1 protein-coding gene is annotated in these 267 nt (G+C 60.7%); it reads left to right on the forward strand.

Features of this window, described 5'->3' with window-relative positions; all coding sequences use genetic code 11:
* Window positions 1-267 (forward strand): YhjD/YihY/BrkB family envelope integrity protein (locus tag RAD04_RS38795; RefSeq protein WP_461627981.1); only part of this gene is annotated, 267 nt, incomplete at both ends.

Here is a 267-nt window from a genome sequence, read left to right on the forward strand (position 1 = left end):
CTCACTTTCCGAGCTATACGCTGGTCTATGGGGCATTCGCTGTCGTACCAATCTTTCTTCTGTGGCTCTATCTCTCGTGGATCATCATCCTGCTTGGAGCCGTCGTCGCGGCCGTCCTTCCCGAGCGAAGTCTGCGGAGGCGACCGTTGCCCGATTTTCCCGGGCGGCCGCTCTATGTGGCATTGCTGATCCTTGCCGAGCTTGCAGAGGCTCAATCTCTCGGCGAGTGCCGGTCCGTGGTGCGACTGGCCGATGTTGCGCGGGTTG

Source organism: Bradyrhizobium sp. 25ACV (assembly GCF_054863005.1).